The following is a 21,875-nucleotide window of genomic DNA, read 5'->3' as shown; positions in this document are numbered from 1 at the left end:
CCCTGAGGGCATCCATAAATTTAAAATTAAACCATGGCTCATGGATTTGGAGCTTTAAATGGATATTTCGAAAATGAAGAAAGGAAGCAGATTAAATAGCATTTTAACGGGAAGCTGCCCTAAATGCCAGAATGAGAATAGGTACGCGGATAAAAACCTGCTGCATTTGGGCTCTGTTTTAAAAATGCATGAGAAATGCAGCCATTGAGGTCTGAGATATCAGATAGAGCCTTCTTTCTTTTTTGGCGCAATGTATGCAAGTTATGGGTTGAATGTCGGTGTTGGAATTGCTGTTTTTGCCATCTCATATCTTATTTTTGATTCCGGAATAAAAACATCGTTTCTTGCAATTACCGCAGTGCTGGTGGTTTTGTTTCCGATATTGCTGCGATTATCCCGAAATATTTATATCAATATGTTTGTCTGCTATGATCCGAAAGGGGCAATAAAAAAAGAATAATTTAAAAAACTCCTGACCGGAAAAAGGAAGAGCGTTTAACTGATGCTCTTCCTTTTTTTTTAGATTATCAGATATGGCATTGGCAGTGGCGGCAGCCTTTCGCCTTATACGCTTTGATAGCGCACTTGTTTTGCATTGCCGGTTGCCAAGTTTTATAGCTATAGCGCTTGCACTGGCTGTTTCTTCTGTTTTTTTATCGGCCAGCATTCAGATTAGATAGGATTTCTTTAAATGCCCTTATGGCTCTTTCATTGGGCAATAGGTGCGCCGCTGGAGATTTCTTCATTGGCAGATCCGGTAAAGCTTTTAAAATTTGCGGCGGACCGGTCTGCAAGGCTTCGCGGCACGGCGGCATATGCCAGTTTATCATTTCAGGGGTCAATGCTGCTAAAGCAAAGGGTTTTGAAATGGATCCAGCGGATTGGAACGGAATGTAAAACTTGATTTAAATCAAGTTTTATATGGGGTAGGGAAAAATATTGTAGCTTTGAGACAGCTATGATTTCAAAATTCATCTTTAATAACCAGTATATTTTAAATGAGCTGCCCCAAAGCGATAGGGACCTGCTTGAAAAGGTGATGCAAAGCAGAAAGTATGCTAAAAACCAGACAGTATTTACCGAAGGGACGCTGCCTACAGGCATTTTTTATATCCAGTCAGGCAAGATCAAAAAGCACAAGGTCGATAATGACGGAAGGGAGCAGATTATTTACATCTACAGTTCAGGAGAGTTTTTCGGCTATACGGCCATACTAAGTGAGAAGGCATATGGAGATAACGCTGTGGCCATTGAAAATTCAGTCATTTCATTTATATCCAAAGAGGATTTTTTTAATGTTCTTAATAATTCCGCAGTGTTTTCGCGCCTGCTTTTAAAATGCCTCAGCCATGAGTTTAGCGTAGTGGCAAATCTAATGGCTGTTTTATCGCAGCGGACCGTAAGGGAGCGCGTAGCGCTTAGCCTATTGATTCTGCATGATAAATATAAAACAGATGATGGCCAGAAAAATGTTTTTATTACCCTTTCCAGGGGGGATCTGGCCAAAATGGTAGGCACTGTAAATGAAACCCTGGCAAGGGTGCTCCATGATTTTAAGAATGAAAATCTTATATGGATGGAGGGGCGCAAGATCCAGCTGGTTAATTTCCAGCAATTGATCCGCATAGCCAATTTTTACTGATGGCAATGCTATGAAGATTAACCGATCTGGCTAGGCTGGGACAAAATTTTGCTTGAAGAGAGGAAAGCAGCCCCCTCTTTGCGGCGATATGTTAAGGCGTGGCAAAGAGAGAAACTGCCCTATTTATAAATGAAAGGCATTTTTAAAAGTAATGCTTCGCCAACTTATAAAAGCACTGCTGGAAATGTTTAGACACCAAGGAAAAAAAAGAAGTTTGAGGCACAATCTAAAAATTGCCGCCCTTCTCTCGTCTGTTGCCGGCATGGTAAATGTGGCAGGTTTTTTTTCAGTCCAGACCCTTACCACCAATGTGACGGGCCATTTTGCGTTTTTCGTAGATGAAATCTTCAAGCTTGATCTCTTAGCGGCATTGATGTGCTTTGGCTATATATTTTTCTTTTTTATGGGCTCTTTCACATCGAGCCTTCTAATGGAGCTGGTAGTGCGCAAAAGAGAAAATATCGTGCATCTCATCCCTGCATGCATTGAGATTGCAATTTTATTTTTTATAGCCTTCTTTGGAGATGCCTTAAAGGACGGTTTTCCAAATTTAATTGCCTTTATTCTGCTTTTTGCAATGGGAATGCAGAATTCTTTTGTTACAAGAATCTCAAATGCCGTAGTGCGGACCACCCATTTAACAGGCCTGTTTACCGATTTGGGCATTGAGCTGTCCCAGCTTTTCTTTTATAGGGAGCAAAATAGGAAAGCTGAACTTTCCTCTTCAATTAAGCTGCGGATAATTATTATCAGTTTTTTTTTCATTGGAGGCATTACGGGAGGCGTTTTTTACTCAAAAATAGGCCTGCAGGTATTATTTCTTGGAGGCCTTATATTGTTTGCGGGCTTAATTTATGATAATATTAGGCTGAATGTAATCCTGCTGGCGCGCAAATTAAAAAGAAAGCAATAGCAGATAAAATCCAATCCATTCTAATTTCAAACTGGGATAAGTGCGCCTCTGGGGCCAGTTTTTATAAAACAGGTAGAACTACTTGTATAGGCTTGGTTTTAATTGTCGTAATTTACTTATGTTTAATGAATTAAAAACGGCTGGAATATGGAAAATGCAAACCAATCTGACGGACTGGAAACTTTTGAGCATATCGTGGTGCTTATGCTGGAGAACCGCTCATTTGACAATCTGTTAGGCTATCTCTACAAAAACGGGGAGCTGCCGCCTGAAAAGCCTTTTGACGGGCTTTATAATCCCAATATTGACTATGCGAACCCCATTCCCGCCAGAGCGGCGGGTTATCCCGAGAAAACGGGCATTTCCCCCTCGCGTGCGGTGAGCTATTCGATGCCCTATCCGGATCCGGGAGAGGAATACCCCCATGTCAATACGCAACTTTTCAATTCCATTATCCCAGAGAGCAATATAGGGGTGGCTGACTATAAAATGGCACCGCCTTATAATCTGCCGGCTTCAGCGGGTAAGCCCTGCATGAATGGCTTTGTCAACGATTACGAAAATACGCTCAGGTCAGCCTACAGCATTGGCAATCCTGCCTATGAACAGTATGAGGTGATCATGCAGTGCTTTGAGCCGGACCAGATTCCTGCAATGGCGACTTTAGCCAAAGAGTTTGCGGTTTTTGACCATTGGCACTGTTCGGTGCCGAGCCAGACCTACTGCAATCGGGCATTCTGGCATGCTGCAAGCTCGGGGGGGAAAGTGATTAATCCACTTGGCGAGGATGGAAGCGGTTTTCCAGGCATTGATGGCGACCTGCATAATATGGATTCGTGGATAAAGGACGTCTGGTCGCTGCCGACCATCTTTGACCGCATGAATGATAATAATATTTCATGGAAAGTCTATTCGCCTATTGCGCCTTTGAGCCTGACCTATATAGTCAATGGAACCGGTGAGGGAAAAAACAATACGCACGGGCATCTCGATTTTTTCTTTGATCTGGAGTTTGGCACCCTGCCGCAATACTCCTTTGTGGAACCCCAGTTTCTGCATAAGCATAATGACCAGCATCCATCGGCAGTGAACCATGAGTTGGCTGTCGGGACTGTGAAACTGGGAGACGAGCTCATCGGCGAATTGTACAATGCCATCAGAAAGAGCCCTAAAAGGGACAAGATACTTTTGATCATCACCCATGACGAGCACGGAGGCTGCTATGACCATGTGGCGCCGCCCGATACGGTTCCGCCTGCTGCAGGCATGAAGGGGGAGTGCGGTTTCGGCTTTGACCGTCTTGGGGTGCGCGTTCCGATGATAATGGTGTCTTCCTATATCCAGCCGCAGACAATAGTCAGCGGACAGTTTGAGCACGCATCATTCATAAAGACGGTCTGCCAGAAATGGCAGCTGGATCCGCTGACCGATAGGGACAGGGATCCCCAAGTATTGCCCTTTACAGAAGTCTTTTCCAATCAGAAAAGGGCAGATTGGCCCGAAATTCCATCACAGATGGATTTAAGGGAGCTGCTTCCCGAACCGGACACCAGCGGCGATCCCTTAAACGGGCTTCAGAAAGCCATGCTCAATAGCCTTCTTCATATTGAAAAGATGAAAGCGCTGGGCAATACCCAAAAAGAAGAGATACAGACCATTGGCGATATGATGGAATTTATAAAAAGGTTCCAGTGAGACCGATTGCCGGATGTTTTTAATCTGTCAGGTCCCTGAAAGCGTATGTTTTCAGGGCTTTTTTATTTATGGGCCTCATGGAGCATGCCGGTTTTTCTATGGGGGACAAAAGGGTACGGAAAAAGTTGTGCTTGCAGGGGCTCTTGCATAACTGTTCCTTTGTCCTGCAATGAAATCGGAATGGGTTCCGGTTTTCTGAAAGGATGTCTAATGTTTAAATGGGATGGTTATGCTTGGAGATATTTCATGGAAGGCTTTTATGATTGCGGCCGCTGTTTTTCTTTTTTTGTGGTACGGGTATGTGTTTTTCAGGTATTATCCGAAGAATTTCATTTCGAATTTAAGGGGCGGCTTCAGGGGCCGGTCTTCCGCTGCAGAGGACATGAAAAGCGATAGCCCCTTTGCAGAATTCAAAGAGTCTTTCAGTACGCTTGAAGATGCAAAGGAGTTGTATTCCAAATTGTTGGAATCATTTATTGAAAGCGATGGTAGAAATATATCTAAAGCCGAGTTCAAGCATTACGTGCAGTTTCTGCTTGCTGAATATCCCCATGTGAGACAGTCCGTTTTGCGGGATAAGATCAATTCTCTCATGGTGCTGCAGAGCGATAGATACCCTTCGCTTCAGCTCAGCGCTCAGGAGATGGACAGCTTATGGGAAGAGGAGGTCTAAATCTTATGCAGAGAAATTTCCCCTGTTCGCTCTAGTGCGGTATGGCAATTGTGACAAGGAGATAGCAGCTGTAACAGCGGTATTTCTCTGCTTTTAATTCAAGTGACGGTTTAATTTAAATGATGGGAGATGAAAAGGTGGAATTGGAGATTGAAATTCTTATGGAGAAGGCTTAAGAACATATCGGGCGCTTTAGCGCTGTCCCTGCTGATGCTTTATTCAGGGGCTCTTTACAGCCAGGACGGGGTGGCGGGCATCAATGAGGCCAACCAGAAGGTGCGCAGCTATTTTGATGCGGGCACTGAGCTGATGTATGCCGTGGGGGCCATATTGGGGCTTATCGGAGCGGTGAAGGTGTACCAGAAGTGGAATGCGGGAGATCCCGATACGGGAAAGGTTGCGGCCGCCTGGTTTGGCAGCTGCGTGTTTCTTGTGGTGGTGGCTACGGTCATTAAATCCTTTTTTGGGGTCTGATGGCAAACAGCGTCTACAGGATCAATAAGGGCATTAATCAAAGCATTGAATTCAAGGGTCTCAAAGCGCAGTATATCTGGTATTTAGGTTTTGGAATAGTGGTGCTTATGGTACTCTTTGCCGTGCTTTTTATTGTGGGCGTGCCTTCCCTTGCATGTGTTGGACTTATCGGAATTGCAGGCGCCTTTCTTGTCTTTAAGATATACAGGATGAGCGCCAGATATGGAGAGCATGGCATGATGAAGGCCATAGCCGCAAAACGCATTCCCAAATGCGTGAAGGTGCGCAGCAGGGGCGTTTATATAAAGTTATAGCTATAGAACGTTAATTTGTGGGAAGACATGGAGAAGAGGATGGAAGAGCTCCTGCCTATTATGGCGGTGGAGCATGACTGCATATTGTCAAAGCAGGGGGATATAACTTTAGTTTTTAAGGCGGAGCTGCCCGAGATTTTTACGCTTTCAGACCAGGAGTATGAGGCTTTCCACCAGTCGTGGATAAAGGCCATAAAGGTGCTTCCGAAGTTCTGCGTTTTCCACAAGCAGGACTGGTTTTTAGATAGGAAATATAAAGCTGATTTCTCAAGCGGGGACAGCAGTTTTCTGACCCGAAGCAGCGAGCATTTTTTTAGCGAAAGGCCCTATCTGGACCATTCCTGCTATATTATGCTGACCAAGAAGCCTCAGGGAAAAAAGAATGCAACCTCGCTGTTTTCCAATCTGCTTAGGAGTTCAATAGTTCCCGAGGAAACTTTAAAACCCCGGCTGCTTGAGGATTTTGTGGATGTCTGTGGCCAGTTTAAAAGGATTATGGAGGACAGCGGATTTATAAAGCTCGTTCGCCTGAGAAACCAATCGCTTAAAAGCGGGAGCAGAAGTATCGGGCTGGCGGAAAAATACTGTCTGCTATCAGAGCAGGAAGATTCATTTGTTTATAAGGACATCAAATTTGATGAAGGGCTCGAAGTGGGAGATAAACGCTGCCAGCTTTTTACTCTTGGCGACGCGGCCGATCTTCCGGGGCTATGCGGATCCAGAATCAATTTTGACCGCTATTCGACTGATAAAACCAAATTTAGCGTAGGGTTTGCCTCAGCTTTAGGGCAGCTTTTGTCGTGCAATCATATTTACAGCCAGTACATTTTTATTGAAGATGCGCAGAAAACGATCCAAAAGCTGGAGAGCAAAAGATTAAGGCTCCAGTCGCTGTCGGCTTACAGCAGGGGAAATATGATTGCCAGAGATGCCACTAATGGTTTTCTGAATGAAGCCGTGTCTGAGCAGAGGCTTCCCGTAAAGGCCCATTTTAATGTGCTGGCGTGGAGCACGGATAAAGAAGAGCTGAAGGACATTAAAAATAAGGTGTCATCAGCGCTTGCCCAGATGGATTCGGCGGCCAAGCTGGAAACGGTTGGAGCCCCGCAGATCTATTGGGCTGGAATTCCAGGCAATGGAGGGGATTTTCCAATGAATGACACTTTTGACACTTTCACAGAGCAGGCGGTTTGTTTTCTGAACATGGAGACAGGCTACAGATCTTCGCTGAGCCCTTGCGGCATAAGGCTTGGAGATAGGCTGACCGGCAAACCCGTTCATGTGGATATCAGCGATGAGCCTGTCCGAATGGGGATCTGCACCAACCGGAACAAATTTATATTGGGGCCTTCGGGAAGCGGAAAGTCCTTTTTCACCAACCATATGGTGAGAAGCTACTACGAGCAGGGAACGCATATCGTGCTGGTGGATGTCGGGCACAGCTACAAGGGGCTTTGCGATATGGTGGGAGGCTATTACTTCACTTACAATGAGAAGAATCCCATATGCTTTAACCCTTTTTATATTTCAGAAGGGGACTCTCTGGATACCGAGAAAAAGGAAAGCATTAAAACGCTGCTTTTGGCCCTTTGGAAAAAAGATGATGAAACCTTTAACCGCAGCGAGTATGTGGCGCTTTCAAATGCCCTGCAGCTGTATTATGAAAAGCTGGATGCCGATTCGGATATTTTTCCATGCTTTGACAGCTTTTATGAGTTTCTGAAAGGGGAGTTTGTTCTGATCCTATCGGATGATAAGGTAAAGGAGAAGGATTTTGACGTGAATAACTTTCTATATGTGCTGCGTCCCTATTATAAAGGTGGCGAGTTTGATTATCTGCTCAATGCAACGCAGAACCTCGAGCTGTTAAAAGAAAGGCTTATTGTCTTTGAACTGGATAATATAAAAGACCATCCGATTCTTTTTCCAGTTGTGACCATCATTATTATGGAAGTCTTTATCAGTAAAATGCGAAAACTCAAAGGCGTCCGCAAGATGATCCTCATTGAAGAGGCGTGGAAGGCCATTGCCAGGGAAGGAATGGCGGAATACATTAAGTATTTGTTTAAAACGGTGAGGAAGTTCTTTGGAGAGGCTATTGTGGTTACGCAGGAAGTCGAAGACATTATTTCTTCTCCAGTGGTAAAACAGGCCATCATCAATAACAGCGACTGCAAGATTCTGCTTGATCAGAGCAAATACCAGAATAAGTTTGATCAGATTCAGGAGCTTCTGGGACTGACCGAGAAAGAAAAAGCGCTTGTGCTTTCGGTAAATAAAGCCAATGATGCCGATAAAAGATACAAGGAGGTTTTTATCTCGCTTGGAGGCATGCTTTCCAAAGTTTACAGAACAGAGGTATCCTTGGAGGAATATCTGGCATATACCACTGAAGAAAGCGAAAAAGTGAAAATGAATGCCTACGTGAAAAAATTTGGCGGAGACATCAGAAAAGGAATAGCCGCAATGGCTCAGGATATAAGGGAAGAAAAACAATTAAATGAAAAGGAAAAATGAAAATGAAATTAATTGCCAGTCTGGTCTGCCTGCTGCTTATCAATGCTCCGGCAAGGCCTGCAGATAAAATGGTGGCATTGCCGATACTGGAAATCGTAAAGGCCGTTACGAAAAAAGTGATCAAAGCAATTGATCTGAGGATTCAGAAACTCCAGAATAAAACCATCTGGCTTCAGAATGCGCAGAAAAAAGCGGAAAACGTGCTCTCCAAATTAAAGCTTGATGAAATTTCGGACTGGACCCAGAAGCAGAAAGACCTATATAAAGGCTACTATGAGGAGCTGGCCAAAGTAAAATCCATTATTACCTATTACCAAAGAATAAAGGAAATTACCAAGAAGCAGACCCAGCTGGTTCAGCAGTATGAAAGAGCCTGGAATCTTTTCAGGCAGGACGCGCATTTTAAGGAAAGTGAAATCCAGTATATGGAGCGTGTTTACACTGGAATACTAGAGGAAAGTGTGAAGAATATCGACCAGATTTTTTTAATTCTGGATTCATTTGCCACCCAGATGAGCGATCTCAAACGTCTTGAGATCATCAACAAAGCCGCAGATCAGATTGATGTAAATTACGATGACCTTACCATGTTTAACCAGCAGAACATACTGCTGAGTCTTCAGAGGGCCAAAACAGAGGCAGATGTAAAGCAAGTGAAACAATTTTACGGAATTCCATAATTCAATAAACAACATGAAAAAGATAGCTGTAATACTAACAATGCTCTGTGTTTTTAACCATAGTATGATTGGGCAGGCAAAGCAGAGAAAGGAACTTTTATTGCAGATAGCCGCACTTCAGGTTTATATCGATTATGCAAAGAAAGGATATTCGGCGGTATCGAAGGGACTCAATTTTATTGGGGATGCGAGAAAGGGGGAATTCAGCATGCACGGTGATTATTTTACCTCACTTTTAAAGATCAATCCAAAGGTCCGGAATTATTATAAAACCGCTGAGATTATTTCCATGCAGTTTAAGATAATGAAACTGTGCCGAAAGACTTTGGCAGAGCTTAAAACGGCAGATTTGTTTCATGGAAGCGAACTGGACTATATAAAGAGGTCTTTTGATAAACTGCTTCAGAACTGCAGCCAAACTCTCGATGAGCTGCTGGCTGTTACCACAGCTGCTGAATTGGAACTAAAAGATGACCAGAGAATTGAGCGCATTGATCTGCTGCACAAGACAATGCTGGAAGATTATAATTTCTGTCTTTCTTTCAGCAATGAAGCGAGACTGCTGTCGATTTCAAAATCTTCAGATAAAAAGGATTATAGAGGTGTAAATGAATTGTACGGATTATAAAATAAATGACGATGAATAAGATAGTATTGTTTGTGGCGGTTATCTGCATGTTTCTTATTCCTGACCAATCAAAAGGGCAGTCTGCAGAAATCCAGCAGCTGATTTTGAATATTGAAAAGCTTTCGCAGTTCAAGAAAATTCTTAATGACATGAAAAAGGGATATGAACTGCTTTCAGGAGGATACAAAACAATTAAGGATATGACCCAAGGAAATTTCAGTCTTCATAAAACCTTTCTGGACGCGCTTATGCAGGTAAGTCCGGCGGTCAAGAATTACAAAAGAGTATCAGAGATCGTAGAATATCAGATTTTAATAGTCAAGGAAAGCCGCAATGGGGTGAATCGATTTATAAAAAGCGGGAATTTCAGCGGACAGGAAATAAATTATTTTGAAAAAGTATACGGAAACCTGCTTAATCAGAGCCTTCGAAATCTGGATGAACTAACGATGATCATAACCGCTGATAAACTTAGAATGTCCGATGATGAGAGGCTAGAGGCTGTTGACGGAATATATGAGCAGATGCAGGATAAACTTCTTTTTCTCAGAAATTTTAATGCATCATCCAATGTGCTGGCTCTTCAGAGAGCGAAGGAGAAAAATGATGTTGACGCGTCAAAAGCATTACAGGCATTTAAAGACTGAAGAATGATGATAGCAGTAAATATAAAAAGATTACCAGCAGTGCTTATGATATTGCTGTTTCCGTTCAGAATCATGGCGCAAGGACTTGGTGATGATATGAGCAGTCTTCATGGTGTTTTAGACCAGCTTTATGATGAAATGATGCCTTTGTGTTCTAATCTAATAGCAGTAGGGCAGGGAATAGCGGGATTTGGCGCCATATGGTATATAGCTTCCCGAGTCTGGCGTCATATTGCAAACGCTGAACCTATAGATTTTTATCCCCTGTTCAGACCTTTTGTAATAGGATTCTGCATTATGATTTTTCCTTCGGTTCTGGCACTTATCAATAGTGTTATGAAGCCGACTGTAAAAGCCACCGCCGCTATGGTCGAAGGTTCCAATAATGCTGTGGCGGTTCTTTTGAAAGAAAAGGAAAAAGCAGTCAGAGAAACCGATCCATGGAGGATGTATGTAGGGGTTTCCGGTATTGGGGACCGTGATAGATGGTACAAGTATGCGCATGACGGAGCAGATCCATCGGATGAAAGCATGCTGGCAGGCATAGGAAACGATGTGAAATTTGCCATGGAAAAAGCATCCTATAATTTTAGGAACTCAGTGAAGGAATGGATGAGCGAGGTGCTTAGAGTATTATTTGAAGCGGCGGCTTTGTGCATTGATACCCTAAGGACTTTTCAATTGGTAGTGCTCTCAATACTTGGACCTCTTGTATTTGGAATAGCAGTATTTGACGGGTTTCAGCATACGCTCACCGTCTGGCTTGCCAGATACATAAACATTTATTTATGGCTTCCCGTTGCGAATATTTTTGGAAGCATCATTGGGAAAATTCAGGAACTGATGCTGAAGCTGGATTTATCGCAGGTAGAGGCAAGCGGAGATACCTTTTTCAGCAGGACCGATATGGCTTACCTCATTTTTATGATAATCGGAATCATAGGCTATTTCACTGTTCCGTCAGTTGCCAATTATATTGTCCATGCAGCCGGGGGCGGAGCTCTTGGCCAGAAAGTGACAAGCATGTTTGGCAATTCAGCCAATACTGTTGTGCGGGCTTCTTCAAACGCGGTTGGAATGGCTGCCGATGTAATGGGAGATGCCGATAGGAGAATGAGCAGCAGCATGGCTGGGACAGCAGGAAGCAGCCCATATTTTCAAGATAAAGGAAACTATATGAATGACAGGCTAAAAGGAAATTCCAAACAGATTTAAAACCAACATCCCATGTTTACGAAAATGAAGAACATAGATGCCGCTTTCAGATATGTGAGAGGTTTTACAATGCTTGTAATTGCAGGCTGCGTAATTGTAAGCTGTTATGCTGTCTGCAAAAGTTTTCAGACAGTCAGCCTGATGCAGGATAAAGTATATATTCTGGCCAATGGCAAAGCGCTTGAAGCTTATGCGTCAGATCGAAAGGATAATATTGCTGTGGAAGCAAGGGATCATGTGAAAGCCTTTCACAAGTTTTTCTTTACACTTGACCCTGATGATAAAGTGATTAAAGCCAATATAACAAAAGCGCTGTATCTGGCAGACGACAGCGCCAAGCGCATTTATGATGGCCTGAAGGAGAATAATTTCTATTCGGGAATTATATCAGGGAACATAAGCCAGACCATCCAGATTGATAGTGTGAGCATTGATATCCGAGAATATCCCTATCGTTTTAGGTGTTATGCCGGGCAAAGCATTATCCGCACCACCAGCATTATAAAAAGAAGCCTGCTTACGGAAGGTTCTCTTCGAAATGTTTCCAGAAGCGACAATAATCCTCACGGTTTTCTGATCGAACGTTTCAATACTATTGAAAATAGGGATATCTCGGCTGAATCCAGAAAATAAAATTCATATGAAATCCTTATTTAAAAAACGGACTGAACCTTTTGCGTATCACAAGTATTATCTGCTGCTGCAGAAAAGATGGGCAGAAAAAATGCAGAGAGCCACAGCTGGGCTATCCAAAACAAAACTGATATGTGGACTTCTGTTCTTTACGGTTCTGGCATCGGGTTATTTGATCTATAACCTGTACAGGACATTTTATAAAGAAGCTGGGGTTCCAGAAGTTTCAAAAACAAAGAAAATCAACTTAAAAAACTAAAATTATGCAAGAGAAAATAGTATCTCCGAAGGAATCTAAAAGGAGAAAACTGCTTTTAGTTCTGCCTCTTATTACACTTCCATTTCTGACATTCCTGTTCTATTCCTTGGGAGGAGGAGGTATGGAAGCCAAAACAGCAGAGAATGGCGAAAGTAGAGGATTTAATTTTAATCTTCCTCTGCCTAAATTTAAAGAGGACTCGGCATTGGACAAGATGAGCTATTATGATCAGGCGGCAGCTGATTCTACAAAACTGCGTGAGCAGATAAAAAAAGATCCCAACTATTTTGACAATAAAGGCTCTGAAGATAAAGCCAGTCCTTTTTCTGCGGATGATTTTGGATCCGGCATGCTTCCAAAAAGCAGATCGGTTTTTAATCCGCAGTCTTTTCAGGACCGCAATGAGCAGAAAGTTTATGAGAAGCTCAGGGCTCTTGAAAAAGCAATCAGCCAGCCGGCTGTCCCTAATGCTTATGGTCAGGATATGAGGGAGTTTGAAAGCTATGGATCATCAAAAAGCGGATCAGATGCGATAAAAAATTTGGAGCAGATGATCTCGCAAATGGGCACTTCTGAGAAACCTGATCCTGAACTGAAGCAGCTTGGAGGGATGTTGGAAAATATTTTGGATATACAGCATCCGCAGCGTGTGCAGGAACGGCTTAAAGAATCATCTGACGGTAAAAAAGGGAAAATATATCAAGTGCAGAAAAAAGCGGCAGAGAACATCATAAGCTCGCTTGAGCAGAATGCCAATCCGCAGAGCTTGCTAAAAACAAATGCATTTTATTCTTTGGATGAAGAACAGCCTTCTGAGGCGATGCAGAATTCTATTGAAGCGGCTGTTCACCAGACCCAGGCCATTGTCAATGGATCGGTGGTTAAATTGAGGCTGTCGAATGATATTTTTCTGCAGGGAACAGCGATACCCAAAAATACTTTCCTGTACGGAACTGCAGCTTTAAAAGGAGAGAGGCTGGAAGTGAAAATCACCAGCATCCAGTATAGCAATTCCATATTTCCAGTCGAATTGGCTGTTTATGATATTGACGGCGGTGAAGGCATCTATATTCCCGGAGCCATTAGCAGGGACGCTGCCAAAGCATCCGCCGATCGTTCCATCCAGACTCTAGGCCTTGCCAGTGTTTCGGATTCATGGGGAGCGCAGGCAGCAGGTATGGGCATCGAGGCCGCTAAAAGCCTTCTGGGCAAAAAGGTAAAACTCGTAAAGGTGGTGGTAAAAGCGGGGTATCAAGTGCTTCTGTATGATGAAAAACAAAAAAATGTAAAACCTTAAAAGTGAGAAAAAATGAAAAAACTGGATTATTTGTTTTTAATCAGCTGGGAGCTGGTTTGCCTTTCTGCTTATCCGCAGCCAGATCAAAGAGAAACTGCCCTTTATGAAGACCAGTATAAGAATCTGCAGGTCGGCTTCTCGAAAACCACAAGCATTGTTTTCCCCTATCCAATCAAGAGCATAGATAAGGGAAGCGCGGATGTGCTGGTCCAGAAAGCAAAAGGAGTGGAGAATATACTGCTTGTAAAGGCGGCTAAACAGCATTTTTTCCAGACCAATCTGACCGTGGTGACTTCAGATGCGAGATTATTTGTGTTTGTGCTCAATTATGACGATTCCTGCCCCGACTTAAATTTTAAGGCTGAAAATGCAGTGGCAGCGGGTAGGGATGTTCTATTTTCTTTGGAAAACGAAAATCAGAAAAGGATAGAACAGAGCGCTTCACTTGCATTATCCAAAAAGAAAAAGACCAGCGGTCTGAAAAAATCAAAAGATCAGATCAGTCTGGAGGTAAACGGGATCTTTATACGGCAGGACGTTTTATATCTGCGCTTTGTTTTTGAAAACAGATCAAAGATTAGCTACGATATCGATCAGCTGCGCTTTTTTATCAGAGACAGGAAAACACCAAAGCGCACCGCATCGCAGGAAATAGAACTCCAGCCGCTGCATGCCATTGCATCTTCTGGCGTAATTCCCGATGCGTCTGAAACGGTGAGAGTCTATGCATTGGAGAAATTCACCATTCCCGGGAGAAAGTATCTGGCAATACAGCTTTTGGAGAAAAATGGGGGAAGGCATATCGAGGTAAAAATCGGCAATAATCTGGCCAGAAAAGCGGTTCCGCTGTCCGAATAGCGGCTGGGCCATTAAAGAATGTAAAAGGTTGTGATAATTGATTTAGCCGACGCCGAAATGCTGCTGTCCTTTAGCAGCGAAATGTCCGATCTGGGCTATCGCTTCTGCGCCTATAATGTGGAGAAGGTTTACAATAGCGAGAATGTGGAGTTTTTCAGAAGCGAACTCGATGCGCAGGAATACTGTCTTGTGATGGCCAATGATGCCAACCATTACCAAAGCCTGCCCATAGAGCTGCTGCTGGATGATCTAAGGGCGCTTATGCGCAGCGCAATAGACACTTCCTGCAATGAGGCATTTGATCTTACGGGATATGCCCAGTGGGAAAGGGAAAAGAGGGAAATAATGGAAAATAATTTAAATGGAAATATCATGAATCAGAAGAATTTAGAATTTTTGGCAGACCAGATCAAGTACACTGGTTTTGGGGAAGCGCTGCAGCCCATATTAAAAGAGCAGCTGGAAAAAGGGGAAAAGGAATTTACGGTTCTCCATGAAGCCAATTTTGAGAAGAGCGCCTTTAAATGCGAGCTGAGCTTTAAGAAATCGGACCAGAGCGATATGTATTTCTTCAACTCCTATAAGGCCATGCTCTCCAAGGAAGGGGCTCCCCATACATTGGAGCAGATTTTCTACATGGGAAAAGATAATAATTTTACAATGAAGGAGGCTTTTAATCTGCTGGAAGGAAGATCGGTCAATAAGGATCTTATGACCAAGGAAGGCGAGAAATATAATTCTTGGATTTCTTTGGACTTTAAAGATGCCGAGCCAAACGGAAACTTTAAGATGAACCATTATCACCACAATTATGGCTATAATTTGGAGGCGGCTCTGGAGAAGCATTCCATTAAGGAGCTTCAGACACCCGAGTCCAGAGAGAGTCTGCTTGGTTCGCTTAAAAAAGGGAATATCCAATCGGTCACTTTTGTTGTCAATGGCGAGGAAAAGAGAAGGTTTGTGGAGGCCAATCCGCAGTTCAAGACCATCAGGGTGTATGACGAATCGATGCTCCGCATCAATGACAGACAAAGCAGAGAGCAGAAGCAGAAGGATTCCAAGGAGGATATTTCCAAAGGAGAGAAGAAGAACGCTGATGGGCAGGGAGATGATGATTTGGGGGAGAAGAAGGAAAAGAAGGCGAAAAGAAGATCGCAGTCGATTTAGCTCAGGTGATCATTGATGGATTATGGAAAGCGCGAAACCCTTGGCAGACTTCTTTTCTGCCATTGGAAAGGACGGGCGCATCGGCACGGCGCATATAGCCCTTTATGCGGCTCTTCTGCAGTTCAGGTCGGCCAAAGGCTTTGCCAATCCCGTTGAAGTCTTCAGAAGGGAACTGGCGCCCATAGCCAAGATATCTTCCGCATGCACCTACCATAAATGCCTTCGGGAGCTTGACGAGTACGGATACCTGCGCTATGAGCCTTCTTTTAAGAAGACAAGGGCAAGCCGGATATATTTTTTTGATTTTGAACTGCGTAAATTAATGGAGCCATGAAGCCTTTTGCTTTTGAGGATCTTCCCGATATATTGGGAACCCTTGTGATGCGTGTGGAGAGCATTGAGCGCATGGTAAAACAGATCAGGGACAATAAGCCTCCTGAGGATTTTGATCCGGGCCTAATGAACATTCTGGAGGCCTCAAAGCTCGTGAATCTCTCGGTAGCCACCATCTATTCGAAAGTATGCCGAAAGGAAATGCCCGCCAGCAAGAAGGGCAAGAAGCTTTATTTTATAAGGTCGGAACTGCTGGAATGGATCAAATCCGGAAGGATCAAAACCATGTCGGAAATGCAGCGGGAAGCGGATCAGAGATTTAATAAATAGGATTATTTTGAAAAGCCTGCACAAAATTTGCAGGCTTTTTGTTTTGTATTTTATTTGTACCCCGACATTGCTTAAGCCTTATTAAATAAGAAAAGTTAATTTCAGATTATCATATTGATAAAGAATATAATATTATTTATGATCAGAGAGCAGGATTCGAACTTTAGTGCTGAAGCCCTCTTTATGCAGGTTTTATATAATGCATTTGACCAAAGTGCACCGATTCTGCACCCGCCATATCTTTTTTGACATCTTTTTTACCACTTTAGATATAGACTGCCTTAGCTTTTAGTCGCGAAAAAAGGCAGCGACTCCAGGTTTAATACAACAGAAAGCAATAAATTGCTAATATGAACCCTTATGATGCGCATGGAGAGCATTGAGCCATTTCAGAGCTGCAGTGTGAGGTGCAGCAGAGATTGAAGAGCAGGGATTGATGTCCCTGCTTTTTTTTTAATGCTCTTTCTGAAGCGGCTCCGCTGCCGCTTTATTTTCCAGCTGCCTTATAAAATCAACGGGAGAGAGCCCCGTGACTTTTTTAAATGTGGTGGTGAATCTGCTGTGGGAGGAAAAGCCGCAGAGATCGGCAAGATAGCTTATCTTATATTTAAGATAGCTTGGATCGCTGCGCAGGCGCTCAACGATGTAGTTGATTCTCAATTCGCTTATATAGCCCGCAAAATCTTTTTCCGTGTTTTTGTTTATCACATAGGAAAGATATCTATGATTGATGCCGAGCTCTGCTGCCAGAGTGGTTAGAGAAGCTTCGCTGTTGAGATAAAACTGGCTTTTTTCAGATTCTTTCAGGCTCTTTAAGATGCTGTTTTCTGTAGCCTCAGACATATACTCTCTGCCATTGTCCCTGCGCTGGGAAGAGCCTTTTTTAGAAATGGCATTGCCGATTATGCTGTTGAAGTTTTTAAGATCCTGTCTTCTTTTGTAGGTAAAAAAGGCAATGGTGAAGAGCACTAGAGCAATGAAGGCCATTGCTAGGGCAACCGTACTTTTTTTATATTGGGACTGGCTTTTGATGTGATCTTTTCGGAGTGTTTTAATCAGATCGTCGGCAATGATTTTTCTGTTATGCTCCTCATCTTGATTGAGCTTTAGGTTCAGCTCATTATAGGCGATGTATTTTCTGCTGTCACTGTTTCTGTAAAAATCCATCATTGAATTGTATACTTCCTGCTTAAGGATGAAAAAATTGGACCGCAGGGCGATTTCTTCAGCCTTCGTGTAGTTTTCAAGCGCTCTGCTTCGATCGCCTTTTGCAGAGTAGACATTTCCAAAGCCGTTTAGGATAAAGCCTTTCAAAGGGCTTTCGGAAGACTGTGATGCCTCAAGTGCCTTTGCGGCCGTGGAGTAATAGAATAATGCTGAATCCGCTTTTTTTAAGGAAAGATAATTTTTGGCAATGAGCTCGTCATTTACCGCGGTATTGAAATTGACGTCTATCTCAGGGCCTGCTTTTTTAAAGAGGACGTTCCCTGCCTTAAGATGTCTGATCGCCTTTGAAAAGTTTAGAGAATACATTTCATAATAGGCAATTTCCTGGGAAAGGTTTCCCTGAAACTTATACATCTCCGATTTGTTTGCAATTTTTCTGCTTGCCTGTACCGCTTTATTGAGATAGGTTTTTCCCAGACTATAGATCTCATTTTCCCTATGCAGGGTGGATAGAAAACCGTTAATTCTGGACATCTGCGTATAGTCCTGGTCTGCCGATGCTATGCTGTCGGCCTTTTTTAGAACAGAAATCGCCTCATTGCGCAATCCGTATTGGCGCAGAAGAGTTGCCTTAAGCATGCCTGCTTTAATGCGTTCGCTGTTGTTCTGCGCTATTTTATAGAGATAATCGGTGTTGCCTAATGCTTTTTTAGGATTAGAGCCTAATAGAACCTGAGCGGTTTCGGCAAATACTTTATCGTATTGTGAGTTTTGCGGGTAGCTGGGCCGGCAAAAAATAAAAATAAATAATAATAAAAGAAAGGATCTTAAGTGCATATAAATAAGTGAAAATGTTAATGGAAACTGCGAATAGTGATCCAAAGCAGGGTGGCGCTTCGGCGTGGTAATATTCTAAAATATTATGGGTGGCTAAAATATTAAAATTATCGGAAATTATGCAATTCTTGATTTTGAAATTAATATTAATTCGCTGCATCGCAGATAGCCAGATCCAAAAAAAGGTGAAAGGCATCTTTTTTTTTCTTCAAAAGTCGGCTTCCTTTATTAAGATTAGCTGAAATATGGGATTGTATGCTTAATTATCCGGATTTTGGCCTATAAGATGGGGTTTTGTTTAATTAACTGTTGTTTAGTGTGTTATGGTTTTTGTAAGAAAGAAAAGCTTTCATTTTTGCGCTATAGTGAAAGCATAATGCTTCTCGCCGCTCTTTCGAAATGGTATTTTCGCTGCCAATTAGCGAACAGCCCAATTAATTAAACTTTTATAACCATGACCAATTACCTGAGATCTTTCAGAAAAGAAAAACTGTTACTTTTTCTGCTGCTGTACAGTTTAATTCATTCTTACAGATCGGCAGCACAAAACATTAATACGGAGCCATCGGATCAGTTTTACAGAACAGTTTCATTTGGCGAAAAAATTGACTTTGGGATGCTTGATGAGTCGATGATTTGGACAGTCAGCAGTTTAAAAAATAACATCTTCGCTACTCTGCATGGCAAGGAAATTAATAATTACATATTTCAAGAACCAGGAGAGTATGAAATTAATTTTCACGAAAGCAAGAAACATGACGGGGAATGCGATCATCAGCAGTTTCCCGAAAAATTTCAGATTAAGGTGGAAGGTGTTAAAATGTCTTTTGATTTCTCAAAAATTTCATTTTCTGAAAAAATAGCAAAAGGAAGAAGCTACTCGGATCTGATTGTTGCTGTTCCTGTAAAAATTGCAGTAAAAGGAACTTCTGTCGCAAAGCTGCCAGCTCCTGGCATGTCAATTACGGGCGTGGGAGTTTCAATGGCAGCTGAAGCTGTGGATAAGGAAATCACTTTGAATGGCAAGGTCCAAGTGCTGAAATACAGAATCTCAGGTATAGCTGATAAAGAAGCCTATCTGATGTTTGATTTTTATGACTTCAACAGACAGGTGCAGACTTATAGCCTTCCTCAGATAGTAAAATAACAAACCGATGAGTATGATAAAAAACTACTTTAATTTAAATAGCGGACTGAATTTACAAAAGGCAATTGCTTTGTTTTTTGTGTTTTTTATATTCAGCCAGTCGGCAGATGCTCAATGCGCCACTCCAATTGCTGGTTGTCCTAATACGGATCTTTCCAATTTTGGGGCAGCATCTAACAGCAATGCTGCCACAATTGAGTACGATAACTTTGTTTCGAGCTGGCACACCACTGTGGTAAGAACTTCTGACGGTTCATTCCAGACATGGGGCGAAACAATTTCTAGTGCAGGAACCAACCAGTTATCGCCTGTTACAATTAACAAGGCTAATTTTCCAGCATTATCTGCTGGAGCTGTTCCTTTGAAAGCCGCTTTGGGAAGCAGTTCCTCAGACAATGTCCAAGGAATACTTTTAGCCACAGATGGTCTGTATGCCTGGTCTAAAGGAGGAGCAGTTCTAGATGCGTCGCTAACAAGCAGCGCCGTTTTTCAAAAGCTTACGATAGGAGGCAATGCCAATGGGCTTCCAAACGGGGTAAATCCAGGCGATGTTAAGATGATGTTTGGAACCTACAAAACGCTTGCCATTACAACCTGCAGCGGAGATGTCTGGGTAATTTCGCAGACTGCAGCTGTTAGGGGGAATGGAGCAGCTGGAAACAGCACAACATGGTACAGAGTGAGAACTTCTGAAAATAATAACCCATTTTTGACAGATGTTGTAGCCTGCAGGGGGAGCAATGATGCCCTTATGGCATTAAAATCTGATGGGACGGTATATGTATGGGGCGTTAACGTGTATTTAGGAAATAACAGCGCTGCAGGAAATCAAAATTATGCGAGCGCCATGACACTTCCTGCTGGAATTACGCCAAAAATGATTGGGTCAACAGGTACAGGAACAGCACAGTCTCATTACATTTTAGCTGCAAATGGGAGTTTATACGCCCTAGGAAACAATGCCAACAGACAGCTAGGGGATTGGACTTCTGCCGCTGAAAGGCTTGCATGGATTCAGCCAAGATATGCTTCTGCATCCGGCCCGTTTATGAATGATATAAAATGGTTCAGCCCTCAGGAGCATGATGGACGTTATGCGGCTATCAATGTACTGACAAACGCCAATAAAATATATGCATTTGGAAACAGCAATGGTTCACTGTTGGGTATTGGATCGACGACTTCAAATAATCCGACAGCTCCTGGCGGACTAGGTGCTTCTGATAATATTCTGGCAATTGAGACGGGTGGACACACTTCTATGCTCGTAAAAAGCTGTGAATCTAAGTTCGGATATGTAGGTCATCGAATCAGCGGAAGTATGGGTGACGGCACCAATAATACCACAAATGAAACCAGCTATACTTTTGCAACTGCAAATGTGCAGATCTGCGGTGCAGAATCTAATCCAGTGATCCAGCCAGTTTCTACAGGCGGCGGACCTGATTCAAAATATTGCGTTGATGATCCGGTTATTTTAAATCCGACTCCGGCTGGAGGAACATTAAGCATTGTGAGCGGTCCTGGAACATTAACGGGTAACACTTTAAGTTTTACTGGAGAGGGTACAGTTTCAGTGAAGTACTCAGTTATGACTTCATGCGGAGGCACTTCAGTGACAACAAGAAATTTTGATGCAGCGTTATGTCCTGCAGATTTAGAGATCACGAAAACTGCAGACAACCCTTCTCCAAGCGTTGGGAGTAATGTGGTATTTACCATAACCGCTAAAAACAAAGGCCCTTATAAAGCTACAGGCGTAACAGTAAGCGATGTGCTTCCTTCAGGATACACTTTTGTTAGTGCAGTGCCTTCAACAGGAACATGGTCAGCACCAGATTGGACAGTTGGTTCTCTTGCAAATGGAGCTAGCGCTTCTTTAGCAGTTACAGCAACAGTAAAATCAACGGGATCATATGCCAACACAGCAAGCATTTCAGGAAATAATCCTGATGGCACTGCAGGAAATAATTCAGCAACTGCCACACCTTTGGTTCAGGCAAATCTTTCGGTATCCAAATCAGTGGATAATATTTCACCAAATGTTGGAAGCACTGTGACGTTTACAATTACAGCTTCCAATGCGGGACCTAGTGCTGCAACAGGGGTGAAAGTTACTGATGTTCTTCCTTCGGGATACACTTTTATAAGTGCTTCGCCTTCAGTTGGAACATGGTCTGCGCCTGATTGGACTATTAACAATCTTGCAAACGGTGCCAGTGCTACTCTTACGATGCAAGCTACTGTAAATGCTTCGGGTTCTTATGCAAATACAGCTTCCATATCTGGTGAGCAGAATGATCCCGCTGGCGGCAATAATTCGGGAACGGTTACACCAGTGGTGAAACATAATCCTGTTGCGGTAAAAGATGTGTACACCGTAGCAGAAGACAATACGATTGCTCTGACGCCTCTTGCCAACGATACGGATGCGGACGGAGATGCGCTT

General features: G+C 42.9%; 22 protein-coding genes and 1 pseudogene. 21 read left to right on the top strand and 2 right to left on the bottom strand.

The window, feature by feature from the left end:
- Nucleotides 1–58: 58 nt before the first annotated feature.
- Nucleotides 59–460, top strand: a pseudogene (locus tag DMB71_RS22145) (DUF983 domain-containing protein).
- Here DMB71_RS22145 and DMB71_RS21920 read toward each other — a convergent pair.
- Nucleotides 392–667, bottom strand: a complete 276-nt coding sequence (locus DMB71_RS21920) for a hypothetical protein (RefSeq protein WP_162614753.1) — start codon at nucleotides 665–667, stop codon at nucleotides 392–394. The pseudogene DMB71_RS22145 and the gene DMB71_RS21920 sit on opposite strands and share 69 nt — an antisense overlap.
- Nucleotides 668–958: 291 nt before the next feature.
- On the opposite strand from DMB71_RS21920, the gene DMB71_RS01450 reads away from it, so the two are divergent.
- The 18 genes from DMB71_RS01450 (at nucleotide 959) to DMB71_RS01370 (ending at nucleotide 16,275) form a co-directional block, all read left to right on the top strand.
- Nucleotides 959–1,642, top strand: coding sequence for a Crp/Fnr family transcriptional regulator (locus tag DMB71_RS01450; RefSeq protein ID WP_111363042.1), 684 nt, complete (start codon nucleotides 959–961; stop codon nucleotides 1,640–1,642).
- A 151-nt stretch (nucleotides 1,643–1,793) separates the two neighbouring features.
- The gene (locus DMB71_RS01445; protein WP_317048392.1) at nucleotides 1,794–2,555 is read left to right on the top strand and encodes a YoaK family protein; all 762 of its coding nucleotides are present in this window, start codon (nucleotides 1,794–1,796) and stop codon (nucleotides 2,553–2,555) included.
- Nucleotides 2,556–2,702: 147 nt separating this feature from the next.
- Nucleotides 2,703–4,250 (top strand): alkaline phosphatase family protein, encoded by a 1,548-nt coding sequence (locus DMB71_RS01440; protein ID WP_111363040.1) that lies wholly within the window; start codon nucleotides 2,703–2,705, stop codon nucleotides 4,248–4,250.
- A gap of 229 nt (nucleotides 4,251–4,479) precedes the next feature.
- Complete coding sequence (locus DMB71_RS01435; protein ID WP_162614752.1) at nucleotides 4,480–4,923, top strand: hypothetical protein; 444 nt, start codon at nucleotides 4,480–4,482, stop codon at nucleotides 4,921–4,923.
- A gap of 210 nt (nucleotides 4,924–5,133) precedes the next feature.
- On the top strand, nucleotides 5,134–5,397 hold the full coding sequence (locus DMB71_RS01430; protein ID WP_239452901.1) for a DUF4134 domain-containing protein: 264 nt from the start codon (nucleotides 5,134–5,136) through the stop codon (nucleotides 5,395–5,397).
- Nucleotides 5,397–5,711 carry a DUF4133 domain-containing protein gene (locus DMB71_RS01425; protein ID WP_111363035.1) on the top strand — a complete coding sequence of 105 codons (315 nt, stop codon included), beginning with the start codon at nucleotides 5,397–5,399 and terminating at the stop codon, nucleotides 5,709–5,711. Before DMB71_RS01430 ends, DMB71_RS01425 begins: the two co-directional genes overlap by 1 nt.
- Before the next feature lie 27 nt (nucleotides 5,712–5,738).
- The gene (locus DMB71_RS01420; RefSeq protein WP_111363033.1) at nucleotides 5,739–8,228 is read left to right on the top strand and encodes a TraG family conjugative transposon ATPase; all 2,490 of its coding nucleotides are present in this window, start codon (nucleotides 5,739–5,741) and stop codon (nucleotides 8,226–8,228) included.
- Nucleotides 8,225–8,908 (top strand): conjugal transfer protein TraI, encoded by a 684-nt coding sequence (locus DMB71_RS01415; RefSeq protein ID WP_111363032.1) that lies wholly within the window; start codon nucleotides 8,225–8,227, stop codon nucleotides 8,906–8,908. The genes DMB71_RS01420 and DMB71_RS01415 overlap by 4 nt, the downstream gene beginning before the upstream one ends.
- A gap of 13 nt (nucleotides 8,909–8,921) precedes the next feature.
- The gene (locus DMB71_RS01410; RefSeq protein WP_111363030.1) at nucleotides 8,922–9,536 is read left to right on the top strand and encodes a hypothetical protein; all 615 of its coding nucleotides are present in this window, start codon (nucleotides 8,922–8,924) and stop codon (nucleotides 9,534–9,536) included.
- A gap of 11 nt (nucleotides 9,537–9,547) precedes the next feature.
- Entirely contained in the window at nucleotides 9,548–10,183 is a 636-nt protein-coding gene (locus tag DMB71_RS01405; protein ID WP_111363029.1) for a TerB family tellurite resistance protein, read from the top strand.
- A 3-nt stretch (nucleotides 10,184–10,186) separates the two neighbouring features.
- Nucleotides 10,187–11,398, top strand: a complete 1,212-nt coding sequence (gene traJ, locus DMB71_RS01400; protein WP_111363027.1) for a conjugative transposon protein TraJ — start codon at nucleotides 10,187–10,189, stop codon at nucleotides 11,396–11,398.
- A gap of 12 nt (nucleotides 11,399–11,410) precedes the next feature.
- Complete coding sequence (gene traK / locus DMB71_RS01395) at nucleotides 11,411–12,031, top strand: conjugative transposon protein TraK (protein ID WP_111363025.1); 621 nt, start codon at nucleotides 11,411–11,413, stop codon at nucleotides 12,029–12,031.
- A 7-nt stretch (nucleotides 12,032–12,038) separates the two neighbouring features.
- A complete protein-coding gene (locus tag DMB71_RS21915) occupies nucleotides 12,039–12,290 on the top strand; it encodes a hypothetical protein (RefSeq protein ID WP_162614751.1) in 252 nt (83 codons plus the stop codon).
- Between the two features lie 4 nt (nucleotides 12,291–12,294).
- Nucleotides 12,295–13,587 carry a conjugative transposon protein TraM gene (gene traM / locus DMB71_RS01390; RefSeq protein ID WP_111363023.1) on the top strand — a complete coding sequence of 431 codons (1,293 nt, stop codon included), beginning with the start codon at nucleotides 12,295–12,297 and terminating at the stop codon, nucleotides 13,585–13,587.
- Nucleotides 13,588–13,599: 12 nt separating this feature from the next.
- Nucleotides 13,600–14,445 (top strand): conjugative transposon protein TraN, encoded by an 846-nt coding sequence (gene traN, locus DMB71_RS01385; protein ID WP_111363022.1) that lies wholly within the window; start codon nucleotides 13,600–13,602, stop codon nucleotides 14,443–14,445.
- A gap of 30 nt (nucleotides 14,446–14,475) precedes the next feature.
- A complete protein-coding gene (locus tag DMB71_RS01380) occupies nucleotides 14,476–15,612 on the top strand; it encodes a hypothetical protein (RefSeq protein ID WP_111363020.1) in 1,137 nt (378 codons plus the stop codon).
- Between the two features lie 22 nt (nucleotides 15,613–15,634).
- On the top strand, nucleotides 15,635–15,946 hold the full coding sequence (locus DMB71_RS01375) for a hypothetical protein (protein WP_111363018.1): 312 nt from the start codon (nucleotides 15,635–15,637) through the stop codon (nucleotides 15,944–15,946).
- Nucleotides 15,943–16,275: a helix-turn-helix domain-containing protein gene (locus DMB71_RS01370; RefSeq protein WP_111363017.1), complete on the top strand. Its 333-nt coding sequence runs from the start codon at nucleotides 15,943–15,945 to the stop codon at nucleotides 16,273–16,275. The genes DMB71_RS01375 and DMB71_RS01370 overlap by 4 nt, the downstream gene beginning before the upstream one ends.
- 453 nt (nucleotides 16,276–16,728) lie before the next feature.
- Here the strand turns inward: DMB71_RS01370 and DMB71_RS22140 are convergent, their stop codons facing one another.
- The gene (locus tag DMB71_RS22140; RefSeq protein ID WP_239452898.1) at nucleotides 16,729–18,279 is read right to left on the bottom strand and encodes a helix-turn-helix domain-containing protein; all 1,551 of its coding nucleotides are present in this window, start codon (nucleotides 18,277–18,279) and stop codon (nucleotides 16,729–16,731) included.
- Nucleotides 18,280–18,733: 454 nt separating this feature from the next.
- Between DMB71_RS22140 and DMB71_RS01360 the strand changes: the two genes are divergently transcribed.
- On the top strand, nucleotides 18,734–19,426 hold the full coding sequence (locus DMB71_RS01360; RefSeq protein ID WP_111363015.1) for a hypothetical protein: 693 nt from the start codon (nucleotides 18,734–18,736) through the stop codon (nucleotides 19,424–19,426).
- Nucleotides 19,427–19,439: 13 nt separating this feature from the next.
- The coding region (locus DMB71_RS01355; protein ID WP_162614750.1) for a DUF7507 domain-containing protein at nucleotides 19,440–21,875 on the top strand (2,436 nt) is incomplete at its 3' end.

Origin of the sequence: Flavobacterium tistrianum (assembly GCF_003254545.1) — a bacterium.
In the GTDB taxonomy this organism is placed as follows: domain Bacteria; phylum Bacteroidota; class Bacteroidia; order Flavobacteriales; family Flavobacteriaceae; genus Flavobacterium; species Flavobacterium tistrianum.
This window is presented reverse-complemented; position numbering and strand designations above follow the sequence as displayed.

Excerpts from the sequence above, each read along its gene's own strand:
- DMB71_RS21920 (WP_162614753.1), bottom strand. The coding sequence starts at position 667 with ATGCTGGCCGATAAAAAAACAGAAGAAACAGCCAGTGCAAGCGCTATA.
- DMB71_RS01450 (WP_111363042.1), top strand. The coding sequence starts at position 959 with ATGATTTCAAAATTCATCTTTAATAACCAGTATATTTTAAATGAGCTG.
- DMB71_RS01445 (WP_317048392.1), top strand. The coding sequence starts at position 1,794 with ATGCTTCGCCAACTTATAAAAGCACTGCTGGAAATGTTTAGACACCAA.
- DMB71_RS01440 (WP_111363040.1), top strand. The coding sequence starts at position 2,703 with ATGGAAAATGCAAACCAATCTGACGGACTGGAAACTTTTGAGCATATC.
- DMB71_RS01435 (WP_162614752.1), top strand. The coding sequence starts at position 4,480 with ATGCTTGGAGATATTTCATGGAAGGCTTTTATGATTGCGGCCGCTGTT.
- DMB71_RS01430 (WP_239452901.1), top strand. The coding sequence starts at position 5,134 with ATGCTTTATTCAGGGGCTCTTTACAGCCAGGACGGGGTGGCGGGCATC.
- DMB71_RS01425 (WP_111363035.1), top strand. The coding sequence starts at position 5,397 with ATGGCAAACAGCGTCTACAGGATCAATAAGGGCATTAATCAAAGCATT.
- DMB71_RS01420 (WP_111363033.1), top strand. The coding sequence starts at position 5,739 with ATGGAGAAGAGGATGGAAGAGCTCCTGCCTATTATGGCGGTGGAGCAT.
- DMB71_RS01415 (WP_111363032.1), top strand. The coding sequence starts at position 8,225 with ATGAAAATGAAATTAATTGCCAGTCTGGTCTGCCTGCTGCTTATCAAT.
- DMB71_RS01410 (WP_111363030.1), top strand. The coding sequence starts at position 8,922 with ATGAAAAAGATAGCTGTAATACTAACAATGCTCTGTGTTTTTAACCAT.
- DMB71_RS01405 (WP_111363029.1), top strand. The coding sequence starts at position 9,548 with ATGAATAAGATAGTATTGTTTGTGGCGGTTATCTGCATGTTTCTTATT.
- traJ (WP_111363027.1), top strand. The coding sequence starts at position 10,187 with ATGATGATAGCAGTAAATATAAAAAGATTACCAGCAGTGCTTATGATA.
- traK (WP_111363025.1), top strand. The coding sequence starts at position 11,411 with ATGTTTACGAAAATGAAGAACATAGATGCCGCTTTCAGATATGTGAGA.
- DMB71_RS21915 (WP_162614751.1), top strand. The coding sequence starts at position 12,039 with ATGAAATCCTTATTTAAAAAACGGACTGAACCTTTTGCGTATCACAAG.
- traM (WP_111363023.1), top strand. The coding sequence starts at position 12,295 with ATGCAAGAGAAAATAGTATCTCCGAAGGAATCTAAAAGGAGAAAACTG.
- traN (WP_111363022.1), top strand. The coding sequence starts at position 13,600 with ATGAAAAAACTGGATTATTTGTTTTTAATCAGCTGGGAGCTGGTTTGC.
- DMB71_RS01375 (WP_111363018.1), top strand. The coding sequence starts at position 15,635 with ATGGAAAGCGCGAAACCCTTGGCAGACTTCTTTTCTGCCATTGGAAAG.
- DMB71_RS01370 (WP_111363017.1), top strand. The coding sequence starts at position 15,943 with ATGAAGCCTTTTGCTTTTGAGGATCTTCCCGATATATTGGGAACCCTT.
- DMB71_RS22140 (WP_239452898.1), bottom strand. The coding sequence starts at position 18,279 with ATGCACTTAAGATCCTTTCTTTTATTATTATTTATTTTTATTTTTTGC.
- DMB71_RS01360 (WP_111363015.1), top strand. The coding sequence starts at position 18,734 with ATGACCAATTACCTGAGATCTTTCAGAAAAGAAAAACTGTTACTTTTT.